23 protein-coding genes, 1 tRNA gene and 3 pseudogenes are annotated in these 26,142 nt (G+C 74.6%); 17 read left to right on the top strand and 10 right to left on the bottom strand.

The window, feature by feature from the left end; translation table 11 throughout:
• Window positions 1–198 precede the first annotated feature (198 nt).
• A tRNA-His gene (locus tag ACWGJY_RS16370) sits at window positions 199–274 on the top strand.
• An 84-nt stretch (window positions 275–358) separates the two neighbouring features.
• On the opposite strand, the pseudogene ACWGJY_RS16365 reads toward ACWGJY_RS16370, so the two are convergent.
• From ACWGJY_RS16365 to ACWGJY_RS16355, 3 genes and pseudogenes are all read right to left on the bottom strand, one after another.
• Window positions 359–514, bottom strand: a pseudogene (locus ACWGJY_RS16365) (NAD(P)-dependent oxidoreductase); the annotation flags it as partial.
• Complete coding sequence (locus ACWGJY_RS16360; protein WP_453261474.1) at window positions 472–909, bottom strand: SDR family oxidoreductase; 438 nt, start codon at window positions 907–909, stop codon at window positions 472–474. The pseudogene ACWGJY_RS16365 and the gene ACWGJY_RS16360, both read right to left, overlap by 43 nt.
• A 63-nt stretch (window positions 910–972) precedes the next feature.
• A complete protein-coding gene (locus tag ACWGJY_RS16355) occupies window positions 973–1,812 on the bottom strand; it encodes an SDR family NAD(P)-dependent oxidoreductase (RefSeq protein WP_453261464.1) in 840 nt (279 codons plus the stop codon).
• A 182-nt stretch (window positions 1,813–1,994) separates the two neighbouring features.
• Here ACWGJY_RS16355 and ACWGJY_RS16350 point away from each other — a divergent pair, with 182 nt between their 5' ends.
• Both ACWGJY_RS16350 and ACWGJY_RS16345 read left to right on the top strand, forming a co-directional pair.
• Window positions 1,995–2,897 (top strand): helix-turn-helix transcriptional regulator, encoded by a 903-nt coding sequence (locus tag ACWGJY_RS16350; RefSeq protein ID WP_453261463.1) that lies wholly within the window; start codon window positions 1,995–1,997, stop codon window positions 2,895–2,897.
• An 88-nt stretch (window positions 2,898–2,985) separates the two neighbouring features.
• A pseudogene (locus ACWGJY_RS16345) lies at window positions 2,986–3,221 on the top strand (helix-turn-helix domain-containing protein); the annotation flags it as partial.
• 142 nt (window positions 3,222–3,363) lie between these two features.
• On the opposite strand, the pseudogene ACWGJY_RS16340 reads toward ACWGJY_RS16345, so the two are convergent.
• From ACWGJY_RS16340 to ACWGJY_RS16330, 3 genes and pseudogenes are all read right to left on the bottom strand, one after another.
• Window positions 3,364–4,284, bottom strand: a pseudogene (locus tag ACWGJY_RS16340) (chitinase); the annotation flags it as partial.
• A 307-nt stretch (window positions 4,285–4,591) separates the two neighbouring features.
• Window positions 4,592–6,094: a sensor histidine kinase gene (locus ACWGJY_RS16335; RefSeq protein WP_453261462.1), complete on the bottom strand. Its 1,503-nt coding sequence runs from the start codon at window positions 6,092–6,094 to the stop codon at window positions 4,592–4,594.
• The gene (locus ACWGJY_RS16330; RefSeq protein ID WP_453261461.1) at window positions 6,091–6,783 is read right to left on the bottom strand and encodes a response regulator transcription factor; all 693 of its coding nucleotides are present in this window, start codon (window positions 6,781–6,783) and stop codon (window positions 6,091–6,093) included. The genes ACWGJY_RS16335 and ACWGJY_RS16330 overlap by 4 nt, the downstream gene beginning before the upstream one ends.
• A gap of 119 nt (window positions 6,784–6,902) precedes the next feature.
• Between ACWGJY_RS16330 and ACWGJY_RS16325 the strand changes: the two genes are divergently transcribed.
• On the top strand, window positions 6,903–7,475 hold the full coding sequence (locus ACWGJY_RS16325; RefSeq protein WP_453261460.1) for a hypothetical protein: 573 nt from the start codon (window positions 6,903–6,905) through the stop codon (window positions 7,473–7,475).
• Window positions 7,476–7,500: 25 nt separating this feature from the next.
• Here the strand turns inward: ACWGJY_RS16325 and ACWGJY_RS16320 are convergent, their stop codons facing one another.
• Together ACWGJY_RS16320 and ACWGJY_RS16315 are read right to left on the bottom strand one after the other, a co-directional pair.
• Window positions 7,501–8,361 (bottom strand): spermidine synthase, encoded by an 861-nt coding sequence (locus tag ACWGJY_RS16320; protein WP_453261459.1) that lies wholly within the window; start codon window positions 8,359–8,361, stop codon window positions 7,501–7,503.
• Window positions 8,362–8,565: 204 nt separating this feature from the next.
• Entirely contained in the window at window positions 8,566–8,910 is a 345-nt protein-coding gene (locus ACWGJY_RS16315) for a chaplin (protein ID WP_453261458.1), read from the bottom strand.
• Between the two features lie 386 nt (window positions 8,911–9,296).
• Here ACWGJY_RS16315 and ACWGJY_RS16310 point away from each other — a divergent pair, with 386 nt between their 5' ends.
• The 7 genes from ACWGJY_RS16310 (at window position 9,297) to ACWGJY_RS16280 (ending at window position 16,888) form a co-directional block, all read left to right on the top strand.
• Window positions 9,297–10,127, top strand: a complete 831-nt coding sequence (locus ACWGJY_RS16310) for a hypothetical protein (RefSeq protein WP_453261457.1) — start codon at window positions 9,297–9,299, stop codon at window positions 10,125–10,127.
• Between the two features lie 62 nt (window positions 10,128–10,189).
• Window positions 10,190–10,660: a hypothetical protein gene (locus ACWGJY_RS16305; protein ID WP_453261456.1), complete on the top strand. Its 471-nt coding sequence runs from the start codon at window positions 10,190–10,192 to the stop codon at window positions 10,658–10,660.
• A complete protein-coding gene (locus ACWGJY_RS16300) occupies window positions 10,657–12,153 on the top strand; it encodes a sugar transferase (RefSeq protein WP_453261455.1) in 1,497 nt (498 codons plus the stop codon). The genes ACWGJY_RS16305 and ACWGJY_RS16300 overlap by 4 nt, the downstream gene beginning before the upstream one ends.
• Entirely contained in the window at window positions 12,150–12,401 is a 252-nt protein-coding gene (locus ACWGJY_RS16295) for a hypothetical protein (protein ID WP_453261454.1), read from the top strand. Before ACWGJY_RS16300 ends, ACWGJY_RS16295 begins: the two co-directional genes overlap by 4 nt.
• On the top strand, window positions 12,398–13,687 hold the full coding sequence (locus tag ACWGJY_RS16290) for a glycosyltransferase (protein ID WP_453261453.1): 1,290 nt from the start codon (window positions 12,398–12,400) through the stop codon (window positions 13,685–13,687). The genes ACWGJY_RS16295 and ACWGJY_RS16290 overlap by 4 nt, the downstream gene beginning before the upstream one ends.
• A gap of 486 nt (window positions 13,688–14,173) precedes the next feature.
• Window positions 14,174–15,469, top strand: a complete 1,296-nt coding sequence (locus ACWGJY_RS16285; protein WP_453261452.1) for a carboxylate--amine ligase — start codon at window positions 14,174–14,176, stop codon at window positions 15,467–15,469.
• Window positions 15,470–15,628: 159 nt separating this feature from the next.
• Window positions 15,629–16,888 carry an NAD(P)-binding domain-containing protein gene (locus tag ACWGJY_RS16280; protein WP_453261451.1) on the top strand — a complete coding sequence of 420 codons (1,260 nt, stop codon included), beginning with the start codon at window positions 15,629–15,631 and terminating at the stop codon, window positions 16,886–16,888.
• A gap of 237 nt (window positions 16,889–17,125) precedes the next feature.
• Here the strand turns inward: ACWGJY_RS16280 and ACWGJY_RS16275 are convergent, their stop codons facing one another.
• A complete protein-coding gene (locus ACWGJY_RS16275; RefSeq protein WP_453261473.1) occupies window positions 17,126–17,557 on the bottom strand; it encodes a hypothetical protein in 432 nt (143 codons plus the stop codon).
• Window positions 17,558–17,817: 260 nt separating this feature from the next.
• Between ACWGJY_RS16275 and ACWGJY_RS16270 the strand changes: the two genes are divergently transcribed.
• Complete coding sequence (locus ACWGJY_RS16270) at window positions 17,818–19,266, top strand: tetratricopeptide repeat protein (RefSeq protein WP_453261450.1); 1,449 nt, start codon at window positions 17,818–17,820, stop codon at window positions 19,264–19,266.
• 145 nt (window positions 19,267–19,411) lie between these two features.
• Here the strand turns inward: ACWGJY_RS16270 and ACWGJY_RS16265 are convergent, their stop codons facing one another.
• Window positions 19,412–20,005: a histidine phosphatase family protein gene (locus ACWGJY_RS16265; protein ID WP_453261449.1), complete on the bottom strand. Its 594-nt coding sequence runs from the start codon at window positions 20,003–20,005 to the stop codon at window positions 19,412–19,414.
• A gap of 433 nt (window positions 20,006–20,438) precedes the next feature.
• Here ACWGJY_RS16265 and ACWGJY_RS16260 point away from each other — a divergent pair, with 433 nt between their 5' ends.
• From ACWGJY_RS16260 to ACWGJY_RS16240, 5 genes are all read left to right on the top strand, one after another.
• On the top strand, window positions 20,439–21,752 hold the full coding sequence (locus tag ACWGJY_RS16260) for a hypothetical protein (RefSeq protein ID WP_453261448.1): 1,314 nt from the start codon (window positions 20,439–20,441) through the stop codon (window positions 21,750–21,752).
• Complete coding sequence (locus ACWGJY_RS16255) at window positions 21,743–23,293, top strand: hypothetical protein (protein WP_453261447.1); 1,551 nt, start codon at window positions 21,743–21,745, stop codon at window positions 23,291–23,293. Before ACWGJY_RS16260 ends, ACWGJY_RS16255 begins: the two co-directional genes overlap by 10 nt.
• A gap of 40 nt (window positions 23,294–23,333) precedes the next feature.
• A complete protein-coding gene (locus ACWGJY_RS16250; RefSeq protein ID WP_453261446.1) occupies window positions 23,334–24,716 on the top strand; it encodes an AAA domain-containing protein in 1,383 nt (460 codons plus the stop codon).
• 171 nt (window positions 24,717–24,887) lie between these two features.
• Window positions 24,888–25,271 (top strand): hypothetical protein, encoded by a 384-nt coding sequence (locus tag ACWGJY_RS16245; protein ID WP_453261445.1) that lies wholly within the window; start codon window positions 24,888–24,890, stop codon window positions 25,269–25,271.
• 186 nt (window positions 25,272–25,457) lie between these two features.
• Window positions 25,458–26,093 (top strand): bifunctional DNA primase/polymerase, encoded by a 636-nt coding sequence (locus ACWGJY_RS16240; RefSeq protein ID WP_453261444.1) that lies wholly within the window; start codon window positions 25,458–25,460, stop codon window positions 26,091–26,093.
• Window positions 26,094–26,142 lie beyond the last annotated feature (49 nt).

The raw sequence follows: 26,142 nt of genomic DNA, 5'->3' as shown, positions 1-26,142 counted from the left end.
CTCGTCCTCCCCCCGCCCCCCCGCCCCCCCCGTTCGCGCCCCCGGGGGCGGGTGGGGGGGGGCCCCGGGGGGCCCCCCCCCCCCCCCCCCGACACGCCCTCGGTCCCGGGACACGAAACCTGGGCGCGAGCACCCCTCGGGACCCTGTACACTTTTTCTCAGCCGGTGGGGAAAAAGAACCACACAGCACCGGTCATGGTGGGTATAGCTCAGCTGGTAGAGCACCTGGTTGTGGTCCAGGATGTCGCGGGTTCAAGTCCCGTTACTCACCCCACATCAAGGCCCCCGACCTCAGGTCGGGGGCCTTGGCGTTATGCGGGCGCAGACACAAGCAGAGACAAGGGGCCGGTGGCGGGGCTCAGTGGCCGACGGTGAAGCGCTCGCCGCTGTGGCGGGGCCGCTCGATCTCGTCGAGGACGGCGACGGCGTAGTCCTCGGCGGTGATCCGGCTGGTGCCCCCGGCGTCGGTGATCAGCTCGTCAAGGGCGGTGCGGTAGCTGCCGGTGCGCTCGCCGGCTCGATGGCGCTCACCCGCACGTTCTTCCGGCCCAGTTCGACCCGGATGAGACGGGTCAGGTGGCTGATGGCGGCCTTCGTACCCGAGTGGATCGAAAACTTCTCCAGGATGCGCGTCGCTGCGATGGAGAAGGTACTGATCAGGCCGGCGGCATCTCCCCGCTCGGCGGCGGCAGTCAGGTGCGGGAGGAAGGCAGCGATCACATCCCTCACTCCCGCGACGTTGAGATCGATCTGCCGCTGCCGGTCGTCAACTTTGCGCTCGCCGACGGCGGAGATCAGCTGGACGCCCGCGGAGTTGAACCCCAGGTCCACCGGTCCCCGTGCGGCCGCCACCTGGTCGGCGGCCGTGCGGACGGCTGCTCGGTCGGTGACGTCGACGGGCCGGGGCATGACCTGCCCGCCGAGGGAGGTCATGGCTGGGCTACTTCCTGATTCTCGGGATCGGTGGGGGCGTCAGGCGGCGTCGTCGCAGGCCGTGGCGGCGGACTTGTCCTGCCAGGCCACGAGGTCGCCCTGAAGGCTGCTGATCTTGACCAGCCGGCGTTCGATCGCGTCACGGCCCAGGGCCAGATGCCCGGGGAGCTTGTCCCGGCTGGTGACCTCGTAGATCAGGGCGGCTCCCTTGACGGGGTCCCCGAGCTGGGTGTGGTTGGCGGTGTCGAGCCAGTCCAGGGTGGCGTGGGCGGGTGTGCCGTCGTAGGCGGCGACGCGCTGGGCTGCAGTGGACAGGGAACTGGTGTCGAGGAAGTCGGTGCGGAAGACGCCGGGTTCCACGACCATGCTCTGGATCCCGAACGGCTCCAGCTCGACTGCGAGCGCCTCGCTGATGCCGGCCACCGCGAATTTCGACGCGCTGTACATGCTCACTCCGGGCTCCCCCTCGAACCCTGAGCGTGAACCTATGTGCACGATCTTCCCTGCTCCGGCTGCTCGCATCACGGGCAGGACGGCGCGGGTCATGTTGATCAGCCCGAAGACGTTGAGGTCGAACAGGGACCGCGCCTCGGCGTCCGTGATCTCCTCCAGCGCCCCGAGCAGGCCACGGCCCGCGTTGTTGACCAGGACGTCGACCGTGCCGAAACGCTGCACGGCCCGTTCAACGGCAGCCGTGATCTCGTCACTCCGGGTGACGTCGAGGGCGACACCGAGGACTCGGTCGGAGTGCTGCAGGTCGTCCGGCAGTTTCTGCGGCTTCCGGGCGGCGGCCACGACTGTGTCGCCGCCCCGGAGAGCGGCCCGCGCAATTTCGAGCCCCAGGCCGCGGGATGCGCCGGTGATGAACCACGTCGACATGAGATGCCTCCAGATCGTTTGTTCGGACAGTGCCCCGGCCGCCAACCCCGGCGGCGAGGCCCGGCTTCCACCGAACCAGCTCTGAACGGGGAAGAAAGGCCGTAGAAGGGCCCGCCTGATCGGGGGACAAAGTGGGCCCCCTCCCGCCGCCGAACCCCGGGCGACTGCGCGACGATGGACAGATGGACCATGAGCACCCCACCAGCGCACCGATGGCGGAGTTCCTTCGCTCCGCCCGCTCGCGCCTCACTCCACAGGAAGCCGGGCTCGACGACCATGGCCTGGGCCGGCGCCGGGTCTCAGGCCTGCGCCGGGAGGAACTCGCCCGGCTGGCCGGGGTGAGCGTGGACTACTACACGCGCCTCGAACAAGGCCGCAGCCGCAGCGCCTCCGCAGAGGTCCTCGACGCGCTCGCCTCCGCCCTGCACCTGGACGACGCCGAGCGCAGCCACCTGCACACGCTCGCCCGGTCCCGGCCTGCCCGGCGACGCCGCCCCCGCCCCCAGCGCGTCCACCGCGCCACCTGGGACCTGCTGGACACCCTCCAGCAGACCTGCCGCCCCGGCTTCGTCCTCGGGCGGCGACTCGACGTGCTGGCCCACAACCAGCTCGCCGGACGCCTGATCACCGACTTCCGCGCGCTCCCCGCAGCCGAGCGGAACCAGGCCCGCTTCGTCTTCCTCGACCCACACGCGCGCGAGCTGTACCGGGACTGGCCCCGCGTCGCCGCGGACACCGCCGCCATGCTCCGCCTCGACGCCGGCCGCCACCCGGACGACCCAGCCCTGAGCGCCCTGGTCGGTGACCTTTCCCTCAGCAGCGAGGAATTCCGCCGCTTCTGGTCGGACAACAAGGTCCACCGGCGCACGACCGGCACCAAGGACTACCACCACCCGCTCGTCGGCGACCTCACAGTCACCTACCAGGCCCTCACTCCCGCAGACGACCCCGACCAGACCCTCTTCGTCTACAGCACCGAACCCGGCAGCGTGTCCGAGACCTCCCTGCGCTTGCTGGCCCAGTGGAGCAGGGCGGCTGCCGGTAGCAGCAGCGCCACAGCGCAAGCCCCAGGAGCGCACGGCTGACACCAGCCCGCTGCGGTCGTCAAGAAGTACGGGACGGATCTGACGCGGACCAGTCCTCCCCCACGACAAGCGCTGTCGCCCGGCCCGGGGCTGTGCGCCGCGCACCCTCTCCCGGGCCACCGAGGCCTTTGCCGGGGCGGGGGCCAAGGAGTTCATCGACCGGCGGTGGTGCCGGAGGCCGAGCGGCTGCCGGCGCTCGGCGACCGGTCCGCGGCCCGGATCGCGGACCGGCTGGGCTTCGCCGACGCCGCCGACTTCAGCACGTTCTTCCAGCGGCAGCCGGGCACCGCGCCGATCGCCTTCCGCACGGCGGTACGGAGCGGTGCGGCCTGGGGACGGCCGTGCCGCGTACGGGAGTTGCGGGGCGCACACGGCGGATGGCGGGGCGCAGCGGGTGGGAGGAGTGCTCCGCTGCGCCCCGCCCGGGGGCGAGCGGTCCGGTGGGGGCCCGGACCGCCGGTGGGGGTCAGCCGGTGTAGGCGCCGAGGGCCTCGGTGAATTCCAGCGGCTTCTGCTGGACGGAGCTGCAGGTGGGCTGCGCGGAGTTGCCGGCACCGCCCGGACAGGCCTTGTCGCGGGCCCCGGACCACATCGACAGCCAGGCCAGGTGCTTGTCCTTGGCGAACTGCACCAGTTCGGCGGCGTCGTCGGTCGTGAAGACCTCGCTCTGGACGTCGTTGACGCCGATCATCGGGGTCACGGCCACGGTCTTCCAGGCGTCGGCGTCGCTCAGGCCGAGCGCCGTCTTGATCTGGCTCTGGGTGGCGGTGGCGGCCCGGATCGCGTAGGTGCCCATGTCGCCGTTGTAGGAGGTGCCGTAGTCCATCGCCATGATGTTCACGGCGGAGATCTTGACGCCGTTCTTCCTGGCGTCGGCGACCAGGTTCACCCCGTCCTGGGTCAGGCCCTCGGGCATGACCGGCAGGGTGAAGGAGACGTCCAGACCGGGGTGCTTCTTCTGGAGCTGGGTGATGGCCTGGGCGCGGCGCGTGTTGGCGGCGGTGTCGGGCAGCGCGCCGCCCTCGATGTCGAAGTCGGCCTTGGTGAGCTGGAAGTGGTCGATGACCTTGCCGTATGCGGCGGCCAGTTCGTCCGCGGAGCCGCAGGCCACCCCCAGCTCGGTGCCGTTGGCGCCGCCGAAGGAGACCCGGACGTCGCCGCCGGCCTTGCGCAGGGCGGGTATCTGCCCGGCCACCGGGTCGTTGCCCAGCTCACCGGAGCCGCCCCACTTGGGGGTGCAGCCGCCGCCGGAGGTGACGAACGCCAGGTTGAAGTTCTTCACCCCGGTCTTCCGGGCGGTGCCGGCCAGGTCGTAGGCGGGGGTGAGCGAGGTGTCGGCGTACGGGGCGAAGCCGGCCGCGGCCTTCGGGGCGCCGGTGGTCCGCGGCGCCTTGGCGGCCAGGGCCGAGCCGGCGACGGCGAACGCGCCGCCGGCCGCGACCACGGCGGCCGCGCCGCTCACGATCAACCGGGTGGTGCGGCTCTTGCGCCGGCGGTGTACCGAGGAACTCATCTCGTGCCTGCCTGTCGTCACATGGGGGGTGGAGGGCACCACGTGGGGGGAGTGCACCCCGTGGGGGGTGGAGTGCACCGTGGTGCGTCCCGCACGCTAGCGGCAGCGAAACGGACAAATGCCGGGATCGGTACGGCGGTTGGCGGAATTATGGCCGCCTTAAGGAAGCGGAAGGGGGTGGTTAAGAGCGCCCGCTCCGAAGCCCTTCCGCATCCGCTCCGCCGGACGGCTGCGCGCCCCCGCCGGACCTGCGCCAGGGGATGATGCGTACGGCCCGCCGTCCCCGGCTGCGCAGCGTGCGGCGCAGCCGGTGGCCGCGGCGCCCGCCGCGGTGGGCGCGCCGGTCGTCCAGAGCCAGCCAGACCCGTACCTCGGTGCCGCCGAGGACGGAGCGGCCGATGCGCACATCACCGCCGGTGGACTCGGCCAGCCGCCGCACGATGTCCAGGCCGAGTCCGGTGGAGCCTCCCTCAGCTGCCGCTGGGCGGTGCCCCCACCCGCCGCCCGACCAGCCGCGGCGCAGTGCGGCGTCCGGGTCGGCGATGCCCGGACCGGCGTCCGAGACCAGCACGATCACCGCCTCCTGGGCGTTGTGGACATCGACCGCGAAGGCGGTGCCCTCGGGCGTGTGGCGGAAGACGTTGCCGAGCATCGCGTCCAGGGCGGCGGCGAGTTCGGGGCGGGCGACGGGGACGCGTACGGGCCGGTCCGCGCCGGCGATGCGTACGGTGCGGCCCTCGTCCTCGGCGAGCGCCGACCAGAAGTCCATCCGCTCGCGGATCACCTCGGCGGCGTCACAGCCGGCCGCGGCGGCCGCCGGCCCGGTCTGGGCCTTCTGCTCGCGGGCGGTGCGGATGATCTGGTCGACCTCGCGCTCCAGCTGCGCGACGGCGGCCCGGGTCTGTTCGGCGGCGGGGGTGTCGCCGAGCGAGGCGGCGTTGAGCCTGAGGACGGTCAGCGGGGTGCGCAGCCGGTGCGAGAGGTCGGCGGCCAGTTCGCGCTCGTTGGCCAGCAGTTGGACGACCTGGTCGGCCATGGAGTTGAAGGCACTTGCCGCGGCGCGCAGTTCCTTGGGGCCGTCCTCGGGGACGCGGACGCCGAGCTTGCCCTTGCCGAGGTCGTGGGCGGCGCCGGCCAGCCGTTCCGCGGGCCGCACCATCCGGGTGCCGAGCCGGTCGGCGACGGCGACCGAGCCGATGATCAGCGCCAGGCCGACGCCGGCCAGCACCACCCAGGAGGTGGTGACACCGTTGGTGAGTGCCGCGTCGGGGACGAAGACCTCCACGACGGCGATGCCGGCGGCGACGGCGGTCGGCTGGAGCAGCGAGGTGCCGCCGGGCACCGGTGAGATGGAGGCCCGGCCGAGCTTGGCGGCGGCCTCGACGTCCCGCTGCGCGGCGCGCCGGGAGCCGATCTCGGCGGGACCGCCGTTCTTGCCGCTCGCCGGGACATGGACCCCGATCCGGCCGCCGGGCCCGGTCTCCGCGCTGGCCACGGCGCGCTCCAGCTGGGCGCGGTCGGTGGTGATGGCGAGGACCGGGCCGATGGTGGCGGCCTGCCGCTCGGCGCTTCCGTAAGCGCGGTCACGGGCCAGCTCCTTGACGACCAGTCCGAGGGGGACGGCGAAGGCGACCACGACCATGGCGGTGACCGCCAGCGCCACCTTGACCAGCGCCCATCTCACTGCGGTGGCTCCAGCTTCACCCCGACACCCCGCAGCGTGTGCAGGTAGCGGGGCCGCGCGGCGGTTTCGCCCAGCTTGCGGCGCAGCCAGGACAGATGGACGTCGATGGTCTGGTCGTCGCCGTAGGACTGCTGCCAGACCTCGGCGAGGAGTTCCCTGCGGGGGACGACGACACCGGGGCGCCCGGCGAGGAAGGCCAGCAGATCGAATTCCCTGCGGGTCAGATCGAGTGCGGCGCCGTCCAGTTCGGCCTGCCGGCGCAGCGGGTCGACGGACAGTCCGCCGACCCGGATCACTCGTGAGGGCGGTTCCGCGCCGGCCGCGGTGGCCCGGGAGCGACGCAGGACGGCCGCCATCCGGGCCGAGAGATGCTCGACGGAGAACGGCTTGGTGAGGTAGTCGTCGGCGCCGTCGTTCAACAGCCGTACGATGTCGGCTTCGTCGTCCCGGGCGGTGGCGATGATCACCGGGACATCGGTGATGCCGCGGAGCATCTTCAGCGCCTCGCCGCCGTCCAGATCGGGCAGGCCGAGGTCGAGGATGACGACGTCGAAGCCGACGTGTGCCACCTCGCGGAGGGCCTCCAGAGCGGTACCGACGCTGCGTACCGTGTGGGCGGCCTCGGTCAGATGCCGGATGAGTGCCGAGCGTACGAACTGGTCGTCCTCGACGACGAGCACACGTGCCATGGGCGGCACCGTACGCCATTCGGGCAAGGTTCTTTGCCCGAGGTTGACGCGGGGGGCGGCGCACTCCGGCGTGCGGGACGGGCTGCCACAGGGCGGACCGGTGGTGCAGTATGAGCCGGATGCAACGAGGACTGGTTCACGCGGCGGCCTGGACGCTGGCGACCGGCGCCGCGGTCACCCTGTCGTGGTTCGGCGTGCACACCGTGCTGTCCGGCACGGCGTACGACGCGCCGCGCGCGCTGCCGATCTCTGATCAAGTGGCCTTCTCACCGGCGCAGAAGGACGACGGCGCCGCCCCGCGCGTCTCCTCCACCCACCGCCCCAAGCCGTCCCGGTCACCCGCGCGCGGCCCGGCGCCCACCGAGGGCGCACCGTCGCAGCCGGCCACGCCGTCGCACAGCGGCAGCCCCCGGTCGCGCTACCCGGACACCACCTCGCCGGACAGCTCCGCACCGGCTTCCGACGGCCGGGTCAAGAGCTACTCCACGGCGGGCGGCCGGGTGGTCTTCGATATGGGCGGCCGTTCGGCCGAGTTGGTGTCGGCGACCCCGAACGCGGGCTGGGAGATGCAGGTGTGGAAGCAGGACGGGTGGATCCGGGTCGACTTCTCCGGCGGCAGCGCCCATACGTCCGTGTTCTGCACCTGGAACGGTCATCCGCCGACCGTGGAGATGAGCGACCACGGGACGTAGCGACGCCCGTACGGCGCGGCCGGCGTCAGTCGAAGGCACCGTCCGGCGGGGCGGGTGAGGCAAGGGCCGTGGCGTCGGTGACCGGGGCCGCGCCGCCGGTGAAGTCCCGCAGTGCCCGGCCGTGTTCGACCCGCCCGGCCTGCGGATCGGTGGCCGCCCGCCGGGTGAGTTCGGCGACCGGCAGCGGCACGTCGGCGGCCAGCAGGACGGCGTTGCCGAAGCGCTTGCCGCGCAGTACGGCCGGGTCGGCGGTCAGGCACAGCTCGGGGAAGACCGTACGGACCGTGGCGATCTGGCCGCGCAGGAACCGCAGCGGCGGCCCGTCGGCGAGGTTCGCAGCGTAGAAGCCGCCGGGCCGCAGCGCCCGGTGTATCTCCGTCAGGAACTCGGTGCTGGTCAGGTGGGCGGGCGTCCGCGCACCGCCGAAGACATCGGCGATGACCAGGTCGGCCCAGCCGTCCGGGATCTTCGCCAGGCCGGCGCGGGCGTCGCCGCCGCGCACCCGTATCCGCCAGCCGCTGTCCCAGGGCAGGTGCCGGCGTACGAGCTGGACGAGCGGCGCGTCGATCTCCACGACCTGCTGGGTGGACCGCGGCCGGGTCGCCGCGACATAGCGGGCCAGGGTCAGGGCCCCGCCGCCCAGATGGACCACGCGCAGCGGTTTGCCCGCCGGTCCGGCCAGGTCGGCGACGTGCCCGAGCCGCCGCTGATAGGAGAAGTCCAGATACGCCGGGTCGTCGAGGTCCACGTGGGACTGCGGGGCACCGTCGATCAGCAGCGTCCAGCCGCGCGGCCGGTCCCGGTCGGGCCGTAGCTCGGCCGGCCCGCCGTCCACCGTCTCCATGACGGACTCCGGTCCGCCGCGCCCGCGTCTGCTCTTCGCCATGCCCTCCAGTATGGCCCCTGCCCCCGAGGCCGTATCCGCTGGTCAGCGAGGTGCGACCGGCGCAAGGGAAGGGCCCGGGGGGCGGCGCGGGGCGCCCGGACGTACGGGCAGAGTGGCGGACCACCCGCGACCGGGGCCGGGGCGATCCGCCAACTGCACATCATGACCCCTGCCGGCCCGATATCCCTCCGGACCGGCGCCGGGTCACCGGTTGAGGCAGACGTTCCCGAAGGCCGGGTTCAGCAGCGCGGCGACGTTGAGGCTGTTGCCGCAGACGTTGACCGGGATGCTGATCGGGACCTGGATGTTGTTGCCACTCAGGATGCCCGGGGAACCCGCGGCAAACCCGGCGGCGTTGGCGCCGCCACGGTGGCTGTAGAAGCCGCGGTGGTCGTTGCGGTAGTGGTCGCCACGGCCGTGGAAACCACGGTCGCGGTGACCGCGGCCACCGTAGTGACCATCATCGTTGGCTGAGGCGATGCCTGCGCCACTCAGCACCATGGCGCAGCCGGCCGCGGCCACCGCGGCGGTCTTGACAAACCGCTTCATCCCATTCTCCTTTCAGTTCGTGAATGGGGCAACCGGTCACAACGAGCGAAATGGGTCTGAGGTGCGGGCGTTCCCCCGTCCGAGAAAATGTTAGTCCTTCTGGCATAACAGTGCGGCCGCCGGTGAAGTCCGGTATTCCGCTGATCAGAATCCCCGACGGGGGTCCGGCGTGCCTGTCGCGGTTTCCAAGATGATTTCTGTCAGAGTGCTCTCCAGTTTGACTGATTGAAGTCGGAGAGGAAGACATGCGGAAGTCGATGGACCGCCCTGTGCGCGGCGTCGTATGCGCACTGGCCTCCTTGTCATTGTCGGCCGCCCGGTCTCCGGCGTCGGCTGCACCGGCTCCCGAGGAATCCACACGAATTCCTTTCAGCGAGCGCTGTCACGTGACCTTGCACGGCGGTATCGCGCGCGCGGCCAACTCCTCGGTCACCTACCACAAGGCCGTCCGCCACAAGGCCGTCCGCCGCGCGGCCGGCCCGTGCGCGGCGGCCCGGCAGGGCGGCACCCTGCGGGCCGGCCGGCACAAGCCCGCCGAGGACGACGGCCGGGCGCTGATCGCCGAACCCGGCGACCGGTACAAGGAGGTGCGCGCCGACACCCTGACCGCCGGTCGCGCCACCTCCGCGACCGGCGGCTTCCAGGCGTCCGCGGACGTCACCGAACCGGTGCGGAAGAGCGGTGCGGGCGCCTGCGCCGTGGCGCAGATCAATAACGCGAGGGGCCATTCCCCGGCCGGCGCCCGGGGCGGCCGGACGCTGGTGACCGTGTACGGGAACAGCAGGCAGCCGCTGCGCGAAATCGCACGGTGGGACGGATTCCAGCCGGTGGGGACACACCGCCGCTCCTTTTCGGTAAGGCTGAACGGGCAACACATCCCGGCGAATTCACACGGCCGTGCCGGGGTGGCCGCATATGACGGCGACCGGGGCTCCGGAAATGACGCACTCTCCGTCCGGGCGAGCCGCCACCACGCGCAGACGGTGCGGGATGCCGCCAATCCGGCGAACGATGTGATGAACTCGACGATCACTGAATTCGGTCGGCAGACGAAGCGGCTGCCCGCCTACCGCAACACGCCCGGATTTGATTCCGACGTATTCGACATCACCCCCGCGCTGCACTCCGGCGGCGATCGGCTCACTTTCCGCTTCACCACCCGCAATCCGGGATATCTGCTCGGCGCGCTCTTCCTCCAGACCGATACCAGGCACTGAGCGGCGCGCTCCGGACATTCCCGCAGAGAGTTCTGTCAGCTCGGTAATCAGGGGAGCAGTGCGTGCTGCCGCAAGACCTGCAGTGCCAAGAGCGGCCAACGGTTCTCCATGTCTCCCGGCCCGTCGACGGCGGGGTCGCCCGGGTCGTCACCGACCTGGTGCGGGCCCGGGTGGCGGCGGGACTGCGCGCCGTGGCCGCCGCACCGCCCGCCGTGGCCGCCGCACCGCCCGGCGGGGAGCTGCCCCGCCACGCCGCCGCGACGGGCGCCGAGGTGGCCCCCTGGCCCGCCCGGCGCTCCCCGGGCCCGGCGCTCCCCGGTGAGACCGGCCGGCCGGCCCGGCTGAGCGCCCTGGCACACGCCGTACTCCCTGTGCTGACCCGCCCTCAGCTGCGCCGGACGCCGGGCCACCGGTGCCTGGAGCACGTCCGGGCGGCGTACGACGTGCGGCACACCGCCGCGGCGGTCCCCGGTCCGTACCGCGAACTGCTCGGTGTGCCGTGCCCGGAGAGCAGGGGGCGGATCAGCCGATGACGACGGACAGCGCGGACGCGCCCCATTCCGCCCGGGTCCGGCCCCCGGCCCCCCGGCCGGCGGCCACCGCGGTCCATCCGCCCCGCGGCCCGGGGCGGGAGACCCTGCCCCCGCCCCGGCCCGGCCGTGGCGTCCGGCCGCGCACCGTCGCCCCGCTGATGGCCGCCGACGGCCTGGCCACCGCCGCCACCGCGCTGCCGGTCCTCGGCACCGGTACGCCGCCGCCGGCCGTCGCCGCCATGGTGCTGGGTCTGCTGCTGCTCCACTCCCGGGCCGGTCTCTACCGTCCCGGCCCCGCCCCCGCCGCGCTCAACGACCTGCCGGCGCTGCTGGGCCGGGCCGCCGTCTGCTGGTGCGCGGTGGCCGCGGTGCTCGCCGCCGTGGACCCCGGGCGGGCGCTGCCGCCGGCCCTGCTGGGGTGCGCGGTGGCGGCGCACACCCTGCTGGCCCACGGCGGCCGGGCCACGGTCTACCGGGCCCGCCGCAACGCCGCCCGCCGCAGCCCGCGCGCCACCCTGATCGTCGGCGCCGAGCCGGCCGCCCGGCAGCTCGCCGCCGTGCTGCACGCCCACCCCGAGTACGGGATGCGCCCGGTGGGCCTGGTCACCCCGGCGTCGCTGCCGCCCGGCGGGCCCGATGCGCCCCCGGCCCGCGGGGGGCTGCCGCTGCCGCGGCTCACCTGCGCGCAGGACATCACCCGGGCCGTCATCCAGCACACCGTGCGCGACGCGGTGTTCACGCTGCCGCCGTACGGCGATCCGCACACCGCGGCCCTGCTGCGCCGCTTCGTCGACCAGGGCTCGGCGATCTGGCTGGCCGGCGACGCGGCCGCCCGCGAGGGCCGCCCACCGCAGGCCGGCACCGGCCATCTGTGGGGCTTCGCCTGCCGGCAGCTGGACACCGCCCCGCCACGGCACGGCGGCCGGTCCAAACGGATGCTGGACCTCGCGCTGACCGGCCCCGCGCTGGTGGTCGCAGCCCCGGTGCTGCTGGGCTGTGCGCTCGCGGTGCGGTGCGCCGACGGGCCCGGCGTGCTCTGCCGGCAGGAACGTACCGGCCGGGGCGGGCGCACCTTCACCCTGCTGACGTTCCGCACCCTGCCCGCCGGTGACGCGCACGAGGCGGCGACGCGGTGCGGCGTGGCGGACGACGGCCGGACAAGCCCGGTCGGCCGGCTGCTGCGGCGCACCGCGCTGGACCGGCTGCCGCAGCTGTGGAACGTGCTGCGCGGCGATATGAGCCTGGTCGGGCCGCATCCGGAGCGCCCCTCCTGCGTCGAGCGGTGCACCCGGGCCTGCCCCCAGTACGCCGCCCGGCACCGGATGCCGCCGGGCATCACGGGACTTGCGCAGGTGCACGGGCTGCGCGGCGAGGCCTCCGTGGAGGACCGGGCCCGCTTCGACAACCTCTACATCGACAGCTGGTCGCCGGGGCAGGACATCCGGATCCTGCTGCGCACCGTGGCCTTGCCGGTGCGGCGGGAGGGCGGATGAGCGCGCCGGCGCCGCCGCGGGCCGGCCACGGCCACGCCCGCGCCCGCTCCCCCGGCCCCGGCCCGCTGACCGGCCGGCCCGCCCTGCCGCGGGCCCGCACCGGCACCGCTGACCCGCGGGTCCCGACCGGCACCGCTGACCACTCCCGGCAGCTGCACCCCGAGCGCGCGCCGCACCCGCCGCGCCGCCGCGCACTGCCCCCCGACGAGTTCACCACCCCGGCAGCTACCCCAGGAGGCATCCGGTGAAGGTTCTGCACGTCATTACGGGCCTCGACGTGGGCGGCGCCGAGCAGCAGCTGCGGCTGCTGCTGCGCCGGCTGCCCGCGTACTGCGAGGTCATCACCCTGACCCGGCCGGGCCAGGTCGCCGAGGGCATCGAGGCCGACGGCACGCCCGTCGCCCACCTCGGGATGACCGGCAACCGGGACCTGACCGCGCTCCCCCGCCTCGCCGGACTGATCCGCGGCGGCGGCTACGACCTGGTGCACACCCACCTCTACCGGGCCTGCGTCTACGGCCGGATCGCCGCCCGGATGGCCGGCGTCCGGGCCGTGGTCGCCACCGAGCACTCGCTGGGCGACGCGGTCATCGAGGGGCGCCGGCTGACCCGGGGCGTCCGTACCCTCTACCGGGCCACCGAGCGGCTGGGGACGGCGACCGTCGCCGTCTCGGACACCGTCGCCGCCCGGCTGCGCCGCTGGGGCGTACCGGAGCAGCGGATCCATGTGGTGCCCAACGGCATCGAGGCACACCGCTTTGCCTTCGACCCGGCCGCCCGCGCCCTGGTCCGCACCCGGCTGGGGCTGCCGCTGGACGCCTTCGTGGTCGGCGGCGCCGGCCGGCTGGTGCCCGGAAAACGGTTCGATGTGCTGGTCCGGGCGGTCACCCAACTGCCGGGGGTGCACCTGCTGTTGGCGGGTGCCGGGCCGGAGCGGGAGATGCTGCGGCGGATGGCGGAGCAGTTCGGCTCGGGAGACCGGATCCATCTGCTGGGCGAGCGCGACGGGGCGGTCGACACCATGACCGGCGGGCGGATGGCCGACGGGCGGGCAGTCGACGGGCGGGCGGCCGACGGCCCCGACATCCCCGGCCTGCTCTCGGCCATCGACGTCTTCGTCTCGCCCTCCCCGGACGAGGCGTTCGGACTGGCCGTCCTGGAGGCGCTCGGGTCCGGGCTGCATGTGCTCTACGGCAGCTGCCCGGCGGTCGACGAGCTGCCCGCCGACCAGGCTCCCGGCGCCCGCCATTTCAGCCTCGGGGTCCATGAACTCGCCACCGCACTGCGGGAGTTGCGGCGCCTCGGACCGGGCCGGCTGCCGGTCCCGCCGGTGGTGCGGCGCTATGACATCTCGCGCAGCGCCGAGGAGCTGATGGGCGTGTACGAGCAGGCCGTGGCCGCCACCTCGGCACGGCGCCGGGCCCCGGTGGCGGCGCCCCCGCAGCAGGGCCGGGCGGCGGCGCTGCCCGCGGCGGCCGTATCGCTGCCGGACCCGTCCCGGTCGCCCGACCCGTCCCCGCTCTCGAACAGGTAGGCGGTGCCATGGCGCTCGGTGCGTTCGCCCGGACCGACGGGGAACCGGCCCGGCCGGGACGGCGGCGGACGGTGCGCCGGCGTGGGCGGCGGGACGGGTGCGGGCACCGGGATGGCGGCCGGACGGACGGGCGGTGCGGGCGCCGGGGCCGGGGCCGGGGCCGGGGTGAGCCCGGCCAGATCGTGGAGCGCGGCGCAAAAAGCCCGGGGGCGCGCGGATTCTCCCGGCGCCGCCACGCCCCGTGCGGGCAGTGGCCGGTGCTCGTCCGGTGGAGCGGTACGTGCCCGCGGATCCAGGCCGGCCCGCGCGTGACGCATGCGGCATTGCCGCCGTTGCGGACTCCTTCGGCGACGCCCGCGGTCCGGCGCACCGATCCCGGGGCGGTCATCAGGAGATGACCCGTACCGGCCGTCCGGACGCCTTCCGATCACCCCTCAGCGCATTCCGTCCCCCCGCCCGGTCCCTGGAAGTGAAGAGCTCCGCGCCATGTCAACGTTCGACACCGATGTGCCCGTACTGCTGCTCCGGCTCGACCCCGACCCTTTTCACCACGGCACCCTCGGCGCGGTCAGATCACTGGGCCGGGCGGGAATCGAGGTGCACGCCGCGGTCGGCTCGGCGCGCGGCCCGGTGAGCCGGTCGCGGTATCTGCACCGGATGTACGAACTCCCGGCCGGCCCGGTGGCGGAGGCCCCGCTGCTGGAATTGCTGCGCGCCGTCTCCGAGGGCATCGGCAGGCCCGCCGTCCTCATCCCGCTGGACGACCGGGGTGCGATCGCCGCGGCCCGGCTCGCCGGCCGGCTGCTGGGCCGCTATCTGCTCCCCGCCCAGCCCGCCGGCCTGCCCGAGCGCCTCGCCGACAAGGCCGAACTCGCCCTGCTGTGCCGGGAACTGGACCTGCCGCACCCGGCGACCGCGCTCCCCGCCGGCGCACAGCAGGCCGCCGAAGCGGCGGGGGAACTCGGGCTGCCGCTGGTCGCCAAGTGGACCCGGCCGTGGCTGCTGCCGCCGTCCGCCGGGCTGCGCAGCACCACGGTGGTACGCACCCGCGACGACGTCCGCCGCCTGTACGAGCTGACCGAACGCGCCGGCAGCGCCCTGCTGCTGCAGCGCCGGCTGGCCGGCGGCCCGGACACCGACTGGTTCTTCCACGGCTGCTTCACCCGCGGCGGCGCCTGCCTGATCGGCGGCTCGGGCCGCAAGGAACGCGCCTGGCCCCTGCGTACGGGCCTGACCGCGGTCGGCCGCTGGCTGCCCAACCCCCAGGTCGAACGGGCCGCGCTGCGGCTGGCCGGACATCTGGGCTACCGCGGCATCCTCGATCTGGACTTCCGCCGGGACGCGCACGGCCGCTACCACCTCCTCGGCTTCAACCCCCGGCCCGGCGCGCAGTTCCGCCTCTTCACCGACCCGTCCTCGGGCCTCGATGTCGTCCGCGCGCTGCACCTGGATCTGACCGGCCGTACGGTGCCGCTCGCCCGCAGCGCCCCCGGGCGGCTCTTCCGCGCCGAGAACTACGCCCTGCTCTCCGCCCTCGCCACGGCCTTCGGCGAACGCCCCGCGGCCCGCCCGGCGGGCACCGGACGGGCCCGGCGCCAGGGGGTGGAGCGGGCCTGGTTCGCCGTGGACGATCCGCTGCCGTTCCTCGCCATGACCGGATCGTGGCCGCGCAGCGGGCTGCGCAAGGGCACCGGCGGCCTGCGCACCGCTCCACCGGACAGCACCCCGCTCCCACCCCGCCCGGTGCCGGCCCGGCCGCTCGGGGCACCCCAACGGCCTTGAGGGGTGCGGGACCTGCCGACGGGGGCCCGCACGGTCACCGCCCCGCACACCTGAACCCGCCACAACCACCCCCGCACAAGCCGCACCTCACCTCACCGCACAACCCGCACCGCACCACACCGCACCGCACCGCACAAAGAGAAAGAGCAGGGAACTTCCATGTACGACCTCGTGGTGGTGGGCGCCGGCCCCTACGGACTCTCGATCGCCGCGCATGCGGCGGCGGCCGGACTGCGGCTGCGGGTCCTGGGCCGCCCGATGGCCTCCTGGCGCGACCACATGCCCGACGGCATGTTCCTCACCTCCGAGCCCCGGTCCTCCAGTCTCTGTGACCCGGCCGGCGGACACACCCTGGCCGACTACTGCGCGGCCCACGACCTGACCGCCGAGCACGGCGTGCCGCTGCCCCTCGCCACCTTCACCGCATACGGCAGATGGTTCGGCGAACGGGCGGTGCCGCAGGTCGAGGAGGTCACCGTCACCGCCGTACGCCCGGACGGCGACGGCTTCCACGTCGAGACGGACACCGGTGAGCGGATCGCGGCCCGGACCGTGGCGCTCGCCGTCGGCGTGCTGCCGTTCGTCAACCGCCCCTGGCCGCTGCTCGAACTGCCTTTGGACCTCGCCTCGCACAGCAGCGACCACCGCGATCTGGGCCGCTTCGACGGCCAGGACGTCGCGGTGATCGGCTCCGGTCAGTCCGCGCTGGAGACCGCGGCCCTGCTCGCCGAACAGGGCGCCCGGCCCCACGTGGTGGCCCGCGCCGACCGGCTGCGCTGGGACTCCCCGCCCCAGCCGCTGGAGCGCGGCCGGCTGCGCACACTGCGCGATCCGCACTCCGGGCTCGGCACCGGCTGGCCGAACCGGCTGTGGGCGGACGCCCCCTGGGCGGTGCGCCGGCTGCCCTCGGCGACCCGGGTGCGGATCGCCGAGACGGCGCTGGGCCCGGCCGGCGCCTGGTGGCTGCGGGAGCGCTTCGAGCCGGCCGTGCCGGTCCTGCTGGGCCACCGGATCCGGGCGGCCGCGCCCCAGCACGACGGGGTACGGCTCCACCTCACCCATACGGATGGCGCGACCGAGACCCTGGACGCCCACCATGTGGTGGCGGCCACCGGATTCACCCCCGACCTCGGGCGGCTGCGGTTCCTGGTTCCCCAAGTGCGCACCACACTGCGGACGGTGGGCGGCAGCCGGGCGCCCGAGCTGAGTTCCGGCTTCGAATCGTCCTGGCCCGGACTGTTCTTCGCGGGGCTGCTGACCGCCCCGTCGTTCGGCCCGTCCATGCGCTTCGTCCACGGCGCGGCCTTCACCGCGGCGCGGCTGCTGCGCGGCGTACAGCGCCGGCTCGGCGACCGGCGCGGCGCCACCACCATCCCCCGCCCGGCGAGGGACGGCGCACCGGCCGCTCAAGGGACGTAGGACGCAGGCGTCCGGTACCGAAGGGGCTGCCCGGCATCGTTGCGGGCAGCCCCTGTTGCGTACAGCCGGGCGGCGGGCCCCGGTGACGAATCGGCCGGCGGCCCTGTTGCGTACGGACCGTCAGAACCTGCCGCGTACGGACCGGCCGGCGTGTTGCCCCCGGCCGCACCGACAGCGATCGCCGCACTGACAGCGGTCGACGCACCGGCGGCGGTCGCCTCACCAACAGCGGTCGCCTCACTGACAGCGGTCGACGGCCTCGATCGTGCGGGCCGCCTCGCCGAGCGCCGCGCGCAGGACGGCCGGATCGGTGGCTGCGGCGCCCGCGCCCTCCGGGGGCACCAGCCAGCCGGTGCCGGTCACCGGCGGCTCCGCCGCGGCCCCTTCACCGCACAGCGCGCCCAGCGCGATGCCCCGCCCGGAGGTCTGGGTACAGGCGCTGCCCGGCACGTCCCAGCCTGCGGCCGTGCCCGCGGGCACCAGGAAGCCCAGGGTGTCGCAGGCCCCGTCGTGCAGCACCGGGCCGACGCCGTCCCGCAGCCGGAGGATGTCAACGGCTTCCAGCCCCTGCCGGGCCGGCACCGTCACGAGGTCACACGCCTGCGCCGGTACGGCCGGTGCCCCGTCTGCGACGGCCTGGCCCGCGGACCCGTTGCCGCCCCTGCTCACGCCGGTCTCCCACACGGGGAACCCCTCCTCCTGCACGCACCCGACCCTTTACACCGACTTCAACGGTCAGGCATGTCAACAGCTACGGCGGCGTAACGCTGCAAAGGATGGCAGTTCATGGCAGATCGCGCGCGAGATATCCGATTTGTAGCCAAACTATGCGTATCGGAGCCATCACAGCCGGTACGGTCATCCCGCCGCACCGCCAGGAGGCGGCATCGCCACCTGATGGCACGGAGAGGGCACGGAGAGGGTCCGCCATGGCGTCGCCAGCAGCAAGTTCAGCGTCGTCGCGCACCGTACCCGCCCGTCCGAACCTCGCTTTCCGACAGCTGCGCGGCCGGCTGTCGCCAGGCGAGTTCGCGGCGGCGGTCCGACGGTCCGCCCGTGAGATCGGCGAACAGGTCTCGTGCGACGCCCGCTATGTGGGCCGCGTCGAGTCCGGGGAGATCAGGTGTCCGAACTACGCCTACGAGCGGGTGTTCCGGCACATGTTCCCGGGGCTGACGCTGCCCGACATGGGCTTCGCGCCGCGCGAGGCGGTACGCGGACGGGGGGCGCGTACGGCGGCGGTCAGCGCCCCGCCCCTGGCAACCGACCCCGACCACCGCGATACCCGTATCCAGATCTGCGAGGAGAGCGACGTGCTGCGTCGCGCGTTCATCACCGGCGGCCCGGCGGCAGCCCTGGGCATTGCCGCCCTGCATCCCATCGAGGCCGCTGCCGCCGCCGCAGCCGCCCATGTGCCGGGCCCCCGCGCCCCGGCCGTCGGCCGGGCGGGCGCCGCCGAGGCCACCGCCGTCGAGGAGGCCGTCCGCCGGATCCGGCTGCTGGACGACCGGCACGGCGCGGAAGGCATCTACCGCCGCGCCACCCAGCCGCTGCGCGCCGCCTACGAGCTGCTGGACGCGGGCGTGCAGCGCCGCTCGGTGTCCGACCGGCTGCACGCCGGCGCGGGCGAACTCGCCATCACCGTCGGCTGGTTGGCGCATGATTCGGGCCGCTTCGACGACGCCCGCTCGCACTACGCGGAGGCCCTGGCCACCGCCCGGGTCTGCGGCGATGCCGCCCTGGAGGCCCACGCCTTCTGCAACACGGCCTTTCTCGCCCGCGACGCCGGCCGTCCGCGCGAGGCGGTGCGCGCCGCGCAGGCCGCGCAGCAGGCCGCCAAGCATCTGGCCTCGCCGCGGCTGCTGTCGCTGCTGGCGCTGCGCGAGGCGGGCGGCCGGGCGGGGCTGGCGGACCGCTCCGGCTGCGAGCAGGCGCTGGCCCGCGCGGAGCGGCTGTTCGCGGCCGGGCAGCGGGACGGCGACCCGGAGTGGATGACGTTCTACGGCGAGGCCGAACTGGCGGGTCTGCAGGCACAGTGCTGGTCGGCCATAGGCGACGCGGGGCGCGCGGCGGATCACGCGCGCCGGGCGGTGGCTCTGCAGGACCCCCACTTCACCCGCAATATCGCCCTGTTCACCGCGGAGCTCGCGGGCGATCTCGCGGACAGCGGTGCGCCCGAGGAGGCCGCCGCGGCCGGACTGCGGGTGCTGACGCTGCTGACCCAGGTCCGCTCGGCCCGGATCCGTACGATGCTCGACGGCACGGCCCGTACGCTGCGGGCGTATCGCCACTGCGGCACGGTCGCCGGCTTCCTGGAACGGCACGCGGCATCGGCCGCCCCGGGGGACGGGGCGGCGGTCGCGGACTCCGCCGGCTGACGGCACACGGGCCGAAGGGCGGGGCCGAAGGGCGGGACCGAAAGGCCGTCGGGCGGGCCGCGGGAGCCGACGGGCCGTCAGGCGGGCTGTGCGGCCGCGCCTTCGGGCCGTGTCCGGCCGGGCCGCCCGTCAGACGGGGTGTCCGTCAGCCGAGGTGTCCGGTGTCGTTCCAGCGCTCGATCGCCGGCTCCCCGTAGGCCCAGCCGAGCACCGACAGGGACGTCGGCTCCAGCCGGATGCGGGCACCGAAGGAGATGTCCAGGCCCAGCCAGCGGGCGCCCAGCGCACGCAGGATGTGGCCGTGCGCGAAGACCAGCACCTCGCGGTCGGCCGACCGCGCCCAGCCGATGACCTCGTCCGCCCGCGCGGCGACCTCGGCGAGCGTCTCGCCCTCCGGCACACCGTCGCGCCAGATGAGCCAGTCCGGCCGTCCCGACTTGATCTCGGCCGGCGTCAGGCCCTCGTACGCGCCGTAGTCGAACTCCATCAGCGCGTCCCACGGCTGCGCCCGGTCCCCGAAACCGGCCAGCTCACAGGTCTCCTTCGCCCGCACGAGCGGGCTGGTGCGGACCTCGACGCCCGGCAGGCCCTCCCAGGGGGCGCGGTGCAGCCGCTCGCCCAGCAGCTTGGCGCCGCGCCGGCCCTCGTCCAGCAGCGGGACGTCGGTGCGGCCGGTGTGCCTGCCGGAGCGGGACCACTCGGTCTGTCCGTGCCTGGCCAGGAATATGCGCGGTGCCATGGTCGTACCTCTCGCCGACGGCTCGGCTGGTCGTTGCTCGGTGCGGGCGGCATTGACCGCGGGCCTCCATCATCGCGCACCGGGTCGATTTGCCCCCGGCCGGGGAGGCCGGGCCGCCGCTGACCGGGCCACCACTGACCGGGGGCGTCGCCCCGGCGCCGTACGGGGATGCCGCCCGGTCCGGCCTCGGTCCGGCCCCGGACCATGCCCCGGACCGGGGCCGGTCCCCGGCCTGCCGGTGAGCCTCGCGGGGCCTGCCCCGGGCACGCTGCCGTATCGCGGAGGGGCGCACCGGGAGCGGCATCCACGGGCGACCGGTTCGTGGGCGGTCGTCCCGGATGCCAGTGCCGGATGTCAGTGCCGGATGTCAGTCCCGGATGTCAGTCCCGGATGTCAGTGCCGGATGTCAGTGCCGGATGCGAGACTTCCGCGGGTGAACGTTTTCCGCGACAGCCGACCCGCGTCGGCCGCCCCCGTGGCGGAGCAGCCGGCGGCGACACCGACCCCGCGGCCCGGGGCAGCTCCCGGCGCCGGCCCGAGGAGACTCACGGAGCTGCGCGGCCCCGGCGTACGCCCCCGTTCCCTCGACGCCCGCGCGCTGGCCGCGCTGGCCGCCAACCCCGGCTGCCGCCGCCGTGCGCTGCTGGACGGTGCGGGCATCGACAAGGGCGCGCTGGCCCAGGCGCTGGGCTCGCCGGCGGGGTACGGCCAGTCCCAGTTCGCGATCGTCCGGGGCAATTCGTTCGAGGCCCGGGTGAAGGCCGGCGGCGGTACGGAGCTGCTGCGGCTGCTGCACGAACGGCTGGCGCCCGGCACCCCGGCGCCCACCCCCGAGGAGGTCGCCCTTCCGGACCTGTCCGCGGCCGGACCGGAGGGCCGGGCGGCGCGTACGGCGCTGGCGCTGCGCGAGGCGACCGCGGCCGGCAGCTGGGCGCTGCTCGACCATCCGCTGCTGGCCGTGGAGGTGGCCGGCGCGCCCGCCTATGTGGAGCCGGATGCGGTGGTGGTGCATCCGGACGGCAGCTGGACGGTCGTCGAGATCAAGTCCTTCCCGGTGATCGACGGTTCGGCGGACGCCGCCAAGGTGGGCGCCGCCGCGCGGCAGGCGGCGGTGTACGTACTGGCCCTGGAGCCGGTCGCGGCGCATGTCGGCGCGCGCACCGGCCGCGCGGTCCGGGTCCGCGACCGGGTGCTGCTGGTGTGCCCGAGGGACTTCTCCAACCTCCCCACGGCCGCCGCCGTCGACGTCCGCAAGCAACTGGCCACGACCCGGCGGCAGCTGAGCCGTCTCACCCGGGTCGAGGAGATCGCCGCCGCGCTCCCCGACGGGACCACCTTCGACCTCCGCCTGACGGACGACGGGAAGACCGCGACCCGCCCGCCCGAGGAGCTGGCCGAGGCCGTCGAGGCGGTCGGCGCGGCCTACGCCCCCGAGTGCCTGGCCGCCTGCGAGCTGGCCTTCCACTGCCGTAAGCGGTCCCGTCAGGACGGCGCGGTGGAGGTGCTGGGGCGCGGAGTGCGGGGCGAGTTGGGCGGTCTGCGCACCATCGAGGAGGTGCTCACGGCGGCCGGCCCGGACGGGCCGGGGGCCGCCGCGGATCCGGACGGACCGGGGGCCGCCGTGGATCCGGACGGCCCGCAGGACGCGGCCGTGGCGGCGCTGCGCCGGGCCGCCGCGCTGCGCGCCGAGGCGCTGGCCGGCGCCGTCGTCCCGGCCCCGCGGGCAAAGGAGCCGGAATGTCACTGATCGACACACTGGCCCGGATGGAGGCGGTCGCCGCGGGCCGTGCCCGGCCGCGGTGCACGGTGCGGCACCGCCATCTGTCCGCACGCCCCTTGGTGCTCGTCCCGCTGACGACCGCGGGCGAGGCCGGCGCCCCGCTGGGCGCGCTGGCCGGCACGGACCGCGAGAAGCCGGTGCTGCTGGCCGTCCCGCAGCCGCGCGACCGCGAGCTGCGGTTCGCGTTCCTCGCCGAGCTGGCGGAGACGGTACTGCCGTATGTGGACGGCTTCGCGGACGCCGTCGAACGGGAGGAGCGCAAGGAGACCGACCCGGAGACCGGCAAGAAGGTCCCGGTGCAGGTCGAACTGTGTGCGGACGCACCCCAGTTGATCGTGCCGAGCGCCGCCGGCATCGAGTTCGTACGGCTGCTGGGCCGCTCGATGCGGTTCCGGCGGACGGCCGAGCAGGAGCCGGAGACGCCGTACCCCGCGCCGCCGCATGTGCCGCTGCTGGGCCGCTGGCTGACCCATTTCGGCGAGCGGGCGCGCGTCCCCGGCGCGAGCCTGCTGCTGTCCATGACGGATCTGCTGACCCGCCACTGGGCGAGCGGCCAGAGCGTGCTGGAGGACCAGCATCTGGGCGCGCTGCTCTCCTGGATCGACCCGCCGCCGGGGCTGTCGGGCCAGGAGGCGGCCGAGCGCGCGGAGTCCGGGCGCGACGCGGACGGGCAGCTGCTGTGCCCGCCGGCCGGCCCCGCCACCGACCCGGCGTTCGACAACCGGCTGCTCGCCCCCGCGATGGCCCGCTACGACGCCGGGCTGCCGGGCGCCGAGGACGCGCTCCGTGCCCTGGTCGAGGGGCAGCTGCGGCCGGCCTGGGACGCCGTCTGGCACGGCCTCGACCTGCTGCGGACGCTCCCCGAGGGCACCCGGGTCCCCGACCGCTGGAAGCGCGACCGCTGGTCGTACACGGCGCACCGGGACCGGGTGCGCGCCGGGGAGCCCCCGCAGCCCAAGCAGGACGACGCAGTCACCGCCGCGCAGAAGCTGTCCGCACGGGAGACCGCACAGGCCCAGCTCGACGCCCAGGAAGCCCTGGACGACCCGCTGGTGATGGCCGGGCGGCGGCTGGCCGGCGAGGCGTTCCTGGGCACGGTCACCGCCGTCGAGATGGCGTTCTCCGAGGGCAAGCGGCCGATGCCGCGCCCGCTGGTCACGCTGTGGACGGCCGACCGCCCACAGCTGTCCGGGGGCGGCAAGCTCTACCGCCCCCTGGCGGACGGCAGGACCCAGACCGCCGAATATGTGGCGTCCGTGGCCGGGGAGCCGGGCGCGCTGGTGGTGCGGCTGACGGGCGGAATGGGGCGCGGGAAGACACCGGAGCCCGGGTCGGTGCCGGAGCCGGACGAGACGGTGTGCTGGACGCTGTTCGAGCACGCCCCGCGCGGCGGCCCGGAGCTCCCGAACCCGGAGGACACCCCGTGGACCCACGGCGGCCCCCCGCCCGGCGGTGCGGACCTGCCGCACGACGCCCCCGACCCCGTGACCACGGAGGACTTCCTGTGACCCGCGCCCGGTACTCAACCACCCTGGAGAACCCCGCCGTATGACGGCCACTCAGGATCCCCACGCCACCCCGGCCGGTTCCTTCGATCCCGCCGCGGCGGCCGCCGCGGCGACCGAAGCGATCCTGCACGACACGCTGCACGGCTCCCGCCGCGGCGTGGTCGTGGACTCCCCGCCCGGCGCCGGAAAGTCCACCCTCGTGGTGCGGGCGGCCCGCGAACTCGCCGCCGCCGGACGCCCGCTGATGGTGGTCGCGCAGACCAACGCCCAGGTCGACGACCTCGTCCTGCGGCTCGCCGAGAAGGACCCGCAGCTGCCCGTCGGCCGGCTGCACAGCAGCGAGCCCGGCGCGTTCGATCCCGCGCTGGCCGAGCTGCCCGCGGTCCGTACGTCCGCGAAGGCCGCCGATCTGGCCGGGCTGGACATCGTGGTCTCGACGGCCGCGAAGTGGGCGTACACCAAGGTCGACGAGCCCTGGCGGCACGCCATCGTGGACGAGGCCTACCAGATGCGCTCCGATGCGCTGCTGAGCGTCGCCGGGCTCTTCGAGCAGGCGCTGTTCGTCGGCGACCCGGGCCAGCTGGATCCGTTCAGCGTGGTCGGCGCGGAGCAGTGGGCGGGGCTGGCGTACGACCCGTCCGCGAGCGCGGTGTCCACCCTCCTGGCCCACAACCCCGATCTGCCGCAGCACCGGCTGCCGGTCTCCTGGCGGCTGCCCGCGTCCGCCGCGCCGCTGGTGTCCGCCGCGTTCTATCCGTACACCCCGTTCCGCAGCGGCACCGGCCACGGCGACCGCCGGCTGGCGTTCGGCGTGCCGGGCGACGGTTCGGGGGTGGACCGCGTGCTGGACGAGGCCGCGGAGTCCGGCTGGGGCCTGCTGGAACTCCCCGCCCGCCGTACGCCGCGTACGGACCCGGAGGCGGTGCGCGCGGTGGCCCACGTCGTCCGCCGGCTCCTGGACCGCGGCGGCGCCGCCACCAGCGAGGGCCGGGGTCCCGACGGGGGGCCCGCCGTCCCGGTGCCGCTCACAGCGGGCCGGATCGCGGTCGGCACGGCCCATCGTGACCAGGCGGCAGCCGTCCGGGCCGCGCTCGCCGAGCTGGGGGTGACCGGGGTCGCGGTGGACACCGCCAACCGCCTCCAGGGCCGCGAGTTCGATGTCACGGTCGTCCTCCACCCGCTGTCCGGCCGCCCCGACGCCACGGCGTTCCATCTGGAGACCGGCCGGCTGTGCGTGCTCGCCTCCCGCCACCGGCACGCCTGCATCGTGGTCTGCCGGGCGGGCGTCGCCGACCTGCTGGACGAACATCCCTCGACCGAACCGGTCCGCCTCGGCGTCACGGTCAAGTTCCCGGACGGCTGGGAGGCCCACCACGCCGTCCTCGCCCACCTGGCGGAGCACCGGGTGACATGGCGCCCCTGACCGGGTGGCATGGCGCTCTCGGGGACAACGGCCGCCGTCTGCCGCCGCCCGTGTGACGGCGGTGGCGGACGGCGAACGCGACGGTGCGGGCATGCCCCGCGCGGCACGGACCACGGCCCCCTTGCGCGGGGCGGGACAATGGAATGCGGCACACGATCTGGAGGTAGGTACATGTCCGAGCCGCGACCGGCTCCCGACCCGCGTGGTACGGCGCCGGGACCACGGCGGATGAAGCCCGCGCAGCTGCTGTTCGAGCCGCCCGAGGCCGTCGCCGACCCCGAGCACTTCTTCGACCTGGAGTCGATGGAGGATCCGCACGAGCTGCTCAGCCGCGCCACCGAGCTGGCCCTCGCCTTCCGCGCCGCGGCCGACCGCGCCACGGAGTTCCAGGCGCTGGCCGCGGCCCAGCTGGCCGACCCCAGCCGGTTCGACCGGACACCGCTGGCCGCGCTGGCGGAGCAGGCGGAGTGGACCGAGGACTATGCGCAGAAGATGATCGAGTTCGGCCGCACCCTGATGCGCAGCAGCAGCACACTGCCGGGCGATATGGACTGAGCGCCCCGGTCCTGCCGGCCACCCCGGGAATCACATCCGCACAATGCGCCCCACACGGCTCATGGTCCTTGATCATGAGCCGCTGGCATATGCAAGAGGCGCAAGATACCGGCTCCCCCAGCGCCCCGTCCCGTTTTCCGCCAATCAGCTCAGTCCGCAGGCGCCGTATCGGTAGACCTGTCACCCATGAGCGAATGGCTGCCTGAGACCCCCCGCACCCTGGCCTTTCCCACCGCGGCGTACGTCACCCTCGCGGGCGCCGACTGGCTCGCTTCCGCCAGCCCCCACCCGGACGAGATGCACACCCTGTGGGCGACCCGGCCGGCCGCGCCGAGCGTGCTGCCGTGCGGCACCGCTTTCGACGTGATCAACGCCCCCGCGCTCTTCGGGCGGCGCATGGTCGACCGTTTATGGTCCGCCGGTCCCGGATCGGGGCCGGTGGCCGCGCACCGCGGGCGGATCCTGCTGTTCGCGGCGCCGGGTACGGCCCAGCGGCTGCCCGCGCTGCTCGGCTGGGAGGAGTGGGCCGCCGCCGTCCCCCCGCTGCTGTGCCACGGCAGTGGGGACGCGGTGACCGTCCCGCCGCTGCACCCCCGCCACGGCGCCGGTGAGGAGGCGCCCGCACCGGGCGCCTTCCTGGCGGCCGACGACCCGGCCGGCCCGGCCGCTTCCCGCTGGCTGGTGGCGCCGGACGTCCGCGACCCCTGGCTGCCCGGCCCGGACGTACTGCTGTGGGCCTGTGTCCGCGCCGCCCGTCCGGCGGCCGGTCCCGAGCGGGAAACCGCAGCTCAGCACCGCGTTTCGGCGCTGACCCGGGGCTGAGACAAACCGATTTTTGCCCTCCCCGGCCAGGATGCTAATGTTTTCCCCG

Source organism: Streptomyces sp. NPDC054765, from assembly GCF_053612065.1.
This window is presented reverse-complemented; position numbering and strand designations above follow the sequence as displayed.